This window comes from Escherichia sp. E10V10 (assembly GCF_004211985.1).
GTDB lineage: Bacteria > Pseudomonadota > Gammaproteobacteria > Enterobacterales > Enterobacteriaceae > Escherichia.
In genome coordinates this window covers 1-5596 of record NZ_RHJO01000053.1, presented here as the reverse complement: position 1 = coordinate 5596, position 5596 = coordinate 1, and the positions used below count along the sequence as shown (strand labels likewise).

Below are 5596 nucleotides of genomic sequence, written 5' to 3'. Positions count from 1 at the left end.
CACAGAATCCTAAACAGGCTCAACGCCTGGTATCTTTAAGTCCTGTCGGGTTTCGCCACTTCTGATTTGAGCGTCGATTTTTGTGATGCTCGTCAGGGGGGCGGAGCCTATGGAAAAACGCCCCGGCGGGGCGTGGCCTTATCCTGGCTTTTGGGTTGCTTTCCCCTTACGTTTATCTTCTGTCTTACTTGCCACTTAGTACGTTCCGTCCGCTCGCCGCAGACAAGTGACCGAGCGTAGCGAGCGAACGGGCGAGGAAGCGGAAAAGAACCGGAGATAACATGGAGCACTGACGCTGTGATGACGAAACAACAGAAAACTGCGCTTAATATGGCGAAGTTTATCCAGGGGCAGACTCTGCTTCTGCTGGAAAAGCTTAATGAACTTGATCTCGATGCTGAGGCGGATCTTTGCGAAAAGCTGCATGAAGATGTGGAACAACTCTGTCGCTCTCTGACTATTCGTCTGGATGGTCTTCAGGGGGATTTATAATGGCCCGTGTATCAATTAGCGAAGCGGCTCGTCTTGCCAGTGTCAGTCGTCCTACTATTTACAAGCTACTTAAATCTGGTGAGTTAAGTTACACCTCTGTTGTAAAGCATGGTAAATCCGTAAAAATCATTGATACAACTGAACTTATGCGCGTTTTTGGCACCCTTAATCTTGACAGTGAACGTGACAGTAGTGCTGTAACATTTGACGATCGCTCTACAGGGATTAACAGTGAATTTTTACAGGATTTACAGCATCAGGTGGCGCTTCTGCAGGCGGAAAACGCCGGGCTAAAAGATGCGGTGAATGCCCGGGACGAGCATATCAGTTCACTTCGTCAGGCTATGCAGCTTCTGGAGCATAAGCAGCCCCCGTCTGAAATGCCGGAGCCGACGACAGCGCCCTGGTGGAAGTTCTGGCAAAAATGAGCGTCTTTAATGCAATTTAGTGAAATCTAATGCAATTACCGCATTAAACCAGAGGCACGTTACCGACTGTATACAGTCGCGTGCCAAAGGGTTCCCCTTTGAAACCCACCCGGGAATTTTGCGCATGCGCAAAACCGCACACCCGTGGCCCTAGTCAGGGCTCGCCGCCCCGACTCCCTGCCAGCTCCTCACGATCCCGCAATAAATTGCGGGTCCGTTCACCGCTTTATTTCGCCAGTTTGTGTCAGACTGTGATCTGAATGGCGCAGACTGGCGCGGAGGCTGAACGATGAAAGAATGGTTTACGACCCTTATCGATGATCTGAAATTCCTGGGGGCGGAGTTTAAAAGTGAGTTTTTTGATCCGGAGATTAAGCCAGTGACGGCGGAGGAGCATCAGCCGAGGATGGATGACATGCACCGTTCTACCGTAGCCGGGAAGTTATCCCGGGGCGTTTTGCAAATCAGGGACGGGAAACTGACCGTTTATGGCATGAAACAGAACCGGTAGTTCATCCCTAACCCGGATTTTAGGGCTGGAAAACCGGGAAAAATCCCGGTTTCAACTGCTGTTCTGCGCCAGACCGGATGTCATGCACTGCGCTGCATAACCATTCACAGGCCGTAAACTCTCTCAGTGCCTTTCTGGCGGGGTTTCGCCGGGTAAGCTGTGGTTTTCATCGGTTTCGCGCTGAAATCGCTCTGAGCGCGTTCTGGTGGTGCCGACAACGGATGTTATGGTAAATCAGAGTCATCTGCAGGTACAAAAAAAGCCCCGCAGGACTTTTGGTGACTGACTTATTTCCCCTGAGGATTTACTGGATTTCAGTTTATCTGTGTTCCCCGTTTTTTTTTATTGTCGCGCTGGCGTTTATCAGGTTCCCCTATTGATTCGGCAATTCGTTTAGGACCAGGCTTAAGACCCATGACAGTTATCCTTTGTAAATTCAGGAGGAAATCCCTCCGTCTGAATATGTCTCTGTAATAAAAAACAATCAATGTTATCCATTCCCTTTATTGTGATTCTCACATAACGGATGTTAAATGTTTCCACCCCCACCCCATCATTCCTTACCGACGCTCAGCGTCACCTCTGCCTAGTAACATATTGCTACATATGGAGAAATCAGGGCTGAGTTCCTGCAGGTGTATGATCAATGTCTATTAACCATACAAAATTAAAGGACTTGATATGGCACAGTCGAAAACCGGCTCACAGATACCCGCTATCTGCTGGCCGGTGCCAAAAAACAACCGTGGCCGGGAATTCCGTAACCTGGAGGATATACAGGCGCATCTTGAGGGGGAAGCCACCGGGCACTGGCTTATCGGACGTAGCGGCATGTGGCACGGCGGTATTCATATCACGGACACCACCACGCCGTGGTGTGCGCTCAGCGGGCAGGCGGTAAATGAGGCCGTTGATTTCCCTGTGCCGTTTAAGGGGGAGCAGGCCGTGCGCTGCATGGCGGACGGTGAGGTGGTGGCGTACCGGATTAACCGGGATTACCTCAGCGTGCCGTGGTACTGGGGGGATTTACGCTACTCCGGGTCTTTTGTGCTGGTCAGGCACTGTGTTCAGCCCGGGGAAACGGCAGAAAGCGGACTGACCTTTTACACGCTGTATATGCATCTCGCGCCGTGGCTGGCCTACCCGGAGCAGGACAGCACGGCGTTTAAGGTGGCAGACGGCCAGCTCCTGAAGGCGTATGTGGATGAATCCCGGCAGTGGGTGGCGGCGGAGCTGCCTGCCGGGACGCGGGTGATGTGGGATAAAGCGGTCAGCGATGACACGATGACCGGGAGCAACGGGCGACAGTACGCGCACGTCACGCTGGCGGAGCCGGTTTCGGGCCGCATGAGCCTGAAAACCGGGGACCGGGTGTGGGTTGTGTGCGACAAAGGGAACCTGGTTCCTGAACGTGACAGGGCCACCTGTCCGGCGTGGTGGACGCCATTCCTGCCGCCGTCACGTGAAGCCGTGCAGTTTGATACGGTGGTATGCCCGACCCCTTATCCGATTAAGGCCGGGGACCCGGTGGGACATCTGGGGTATTTTCAGGCGCCCACGGAGGACGGGCATGAAAAGCGCTATCAGGTGCATATCGAATGTCTGACCACGGACAATTTGCCGCATTTCCTGAGAAACCCGGAGGGTGCGGGTCGCGACACGCCCGCCTTTGCGCGCTGTCCGAAGGGGATACCGGTGTACCTGCAATTCAGAAGCGGAGAAATACAGAAGGGGCTGATAGCCACGACGAGCGTAACGGTAATGCCGCTGTCCGGGCAGGCGGTGACAGACAAAGAGGGTAAGCGTTACTGGCCGGATGGTTCGTCGCGCGGGCTGCTGGCGGAGTCGGATGTGCTGCTGCTGTCGCGGTACGATCTGGCCGGTCGGGGGTTTGAAACCACGGAGGACAGTCCGTCGAGCTTTGACCATCTTGACGGGAAGACGCAGCCGAAAGGGCTGGTAAAGACGATATTGGAGCGTTTTTTCAGCGTGGCGGACAATGACGATAATCACTACAGCAAAGGGGTTGCGTTCAACTACCGGCAGTTGCTGAATCAGATTGATGCTCCGAAAGCGTCGTGGTATTTGCCGGAACAGTACCGGCGTGCGGTGCAGAACCCGGCAATGCGCGATCACCTGTACCGGCTGTGTGTGAAGCATCCTTGTGAGTGGTACTACTCTTCGGAATCCCCGGTGTGGAAAGCGTTCTTTACGCCGCAGAAGAAGAGGGAGGAGCCGGAATGGTACGCGTACAGCGAGAAGTTTCTGACTGACCTACGCTGGATTCACCGGGTGCCGTGCATGTTGGAAAATCAGTGGCATATGCACCCGCTGGTGTTTCTCGATGCACTCAGGGAGCCGAAAAAGCAGGGATGGGCACACAGCCCGTTTGCTGATCTGATTGGCCATGCTGAGTCCGTCAATGATTATACCGCCTATAACCGGACCTGGCCGCATCCACACCCTACGCATAAACAGGCATATACCCACACTAATCTGACATCGATGGCAATCGCTCAGGTAATGGTGGCGATGGAAAAGTATGAAATGTTTGCGACTGGGCGGTTTCAGATAACGCCGACGGTGATGAAGGAAAGTGTCTATAAGCTGAATCTGGACGTAAATGCACGGTATGACGAGACGATGCAGGACCGGATGTTTGAGGAATATATTATCAGGGTGAAACGTAAACCTATTATTGATTATCTGGAGGGAAATGGCAGCGTGGAGGAGGCCGCCTATGCCTGTGCACTGGAGTTTGCGTCGGTGGGCGTACAGAAGGGATTGCCTATCAGTCCTGATCCCCATGAGTTTGAGGTGGCTCCAGATGGCAATGTGCTGAAAGATAAGCATGGTAACCCCGTTCATAAAAGACGATATGCCAAGCATGACGGAGTGACGTATTACTCGGGTGATGGGCTAAACAAGGCTCTGATTATGCCGGATGCGATAATTAAGGCTCTGGAGGCGTCAAAACATGATGGTAAATAAATATCTGGCTGTTGTTTTACTTTTCGGAGTAACACCGCTTTCCTGGGGGGGGCCGCAGGCCGGGGACTATAGAGTTAAGGTGAGCCACGAACCTTTTGCTGAAACACTAAATCTGTCTGGTATTCAGAAAGGTTATACCGATGAGTGGAAGCGCATTATGCAACAGCAACTAATGGAGCAGGTTAATTACGCTGGGCATTATCGACTGTATGTCGGCTATGGAGACGATCTTCCTAATGAATGTGGGGATGGCCACCCGCTATGTGGCTGGGTTATTGATAAAACTACGGGGCAGGTTGTGTCAACTCTGCCTAAATTTATTACGATCGAAAATGACATGAGTCATCCGAGTACAGTGCAAAGTTGTGCTGTTTACTCCCCTGAAGATGAGAACGATCCACCTCCACCTGGAGCAATGGCTGATTTTCCAATATTTTATCGTGACAGTACCTTATTATGGATGAATGGTACGTTACTATCGGCGTCAAATCCGAATAATGATAAATGTGAATATAAAATATACAGTTTTAAAGGTGGTAAATTCTCAATAATTGGGAAAGGAGACCCATCGGATGACCCTCATTTTCCGCATGATTAGTTGAGTAAAGCGGGGTTAGGGGGAGCCACACGGAGAGTAATGCTTAATGCAAATGACAAATGGTTGACCACAAAATAAAAAGGATCTTCTTGAGATCCTTTTTTTCTGCGCGTAATCTCTGGCTCTGTAAACGAAAAAACCACCCGGCAAGGTGGTTTTTCGAAGGTACAGTAAACCGGCAAGTTTCTGAACCGTGGTAACAGTCTTGTGCGAGACATGCCACCAAATTTGTCCTTCCAGTGTAGCCTCAGTAAGGCCACAACTTCAAGAACTCTGGATACATCTCTCGCACATTCTGTTTACCAGTGGCTGCTGCCAGTGGCGTTTTATCGTGTCTTTCCGGGTTGGACTCAAGTTGATAGTTACCGGAACAGGCGCAGCGGTCGGACTGAACGGGGGGGCGTGCATACAGTCCAGCTTGGAGCGAACTGCCTACCCGGAACTGAGTGTCAGGCGTGGAATGAGACAAACGCGGCCATAACAGCGGAATGACACCGGTAAACCGAAAGGCAGGAACAGGAGAGCGCACGAGGGAGCCACCAGGGGGAAACGCCTGGAGCCTGTACATAGATTTGT

6 protein-coding genes are annotated in these 5596 nt (G+C 51.9%); 5 read left to right on the top strand and 1 reads right to left on the bottom strand.

The features are described 5' to 3' along the window. Positions 1–300: 300 nt before the first annotated feature. From D9736_RS23210 to D9736_RS23190, 5 genes are all read left to right on the top strand, one after another. A complete protein-coding gene (locus tag D9736_RS23210; protein WP_130259267.1) occupies positions 301–492 on the top strand; it encodes a Rop family plasmid primer RNA-binding protein in 192 nt (63 codons plus the stop codon). Continuing rightward, complete coding sequence (locus D9736_RS23205; RefSeq protein ID WP_130259265.1) at positions 492–920, top strand: helix-turn-helix domain-containing protein; 429 nt, start codon at positions 492–494, stop codon at positions 918–920. The genes D9736_RS23210 and D9736_RS23205 overlap by 1 nt, the downstream gene beginning before the upstream one ends. Before the next feature lie 289 nt (positions 921–1209). Continuing rightward, positions 1210–1431, top strand: a complete 222-nt coding sequence (locus D9736_RS23200; protein ID WP_130259264.1) for a hypothetical protein — start codon at positions 1210–1212, stop codon at positions 1429–1431. Positions 1432–2112: 681 nt separating this feature from the next. Further along, a complete protein-coding gene (locus D9736_RS23195; RefSeq protein ID WP_130259263.1) occupies positions 2113–4422 on the top strand; it encodes a hypothetical protein in 2310 nt (769 codons plus the stop codon). Beyond that, complete coding sequence (locus D9736_RS23190) at positions 4409–5020, top strand: hypothetical protein (protein ID WP_130259262.1); 612 nt, start codon at positions 4409–4411, stop codon at positions 5018–5020. Before D9736_RS23195 ends, D9736_RS23190 begins: the two co-directional genes overlap by 14 nt. Before the next feature lie 247 nt (positions 5021–5267). Here the strand turns inward: D9736_RS23190 and D9736_RS23875 are convergent, their stop codons facing one another. Continuing rightward, positions 5268–5432: a replication initiation protein gene (locus D9736_RS23875; protein WP_130259266.1), complete on the bottom strand. Its 165-nt coding sequence runs from the start codon at positions 5430–5432 to the stop codon at positions 5268–5270. Positions 5433–5596: the final 164 nt, after the last annotated feature.

What these genes read in the sequence shown, in the direction of transcription:
- D9736_RS23210 (WP_130259267.1), top strand. Translation starts at nt 301, where the DNA reads ATGACGAAACAACAGAAAACTGCGCTTAATATGGCGAAGTTTATCCAG.
- D9736_RS23205 (WP_130259265.1), top strand. Translation starts at nt 492, where the DNA reads ATGGCCCGTGTATCAATTAGCGAAGCGGCTCGTCTTGCCAGTGTCAGT.
- D9736_RS23200 (WP_130259264.1), top strand. Translation starts at nt 1,210, where the DNA reads ATGAAAGAATGGTTTACGACCCTTATCGATGATCTGAAATTCCTGGGG.
- D9736_RS23195 (WP_130259263.1), top strand. Translation starts at nt 2,113, where the DNA reads ATGGCACAGTCGAAAACCGGCTCACAGATACCCGCTATCTGCTGGCCG.
- D9736_RS23190 (WP_130259262.1), top strand. Translation starts at nt 4,409, where the DNA reads ATGATGGTAAATAAATATCTGGCTGTTGTTTTACTTTTCGGAGTAACA.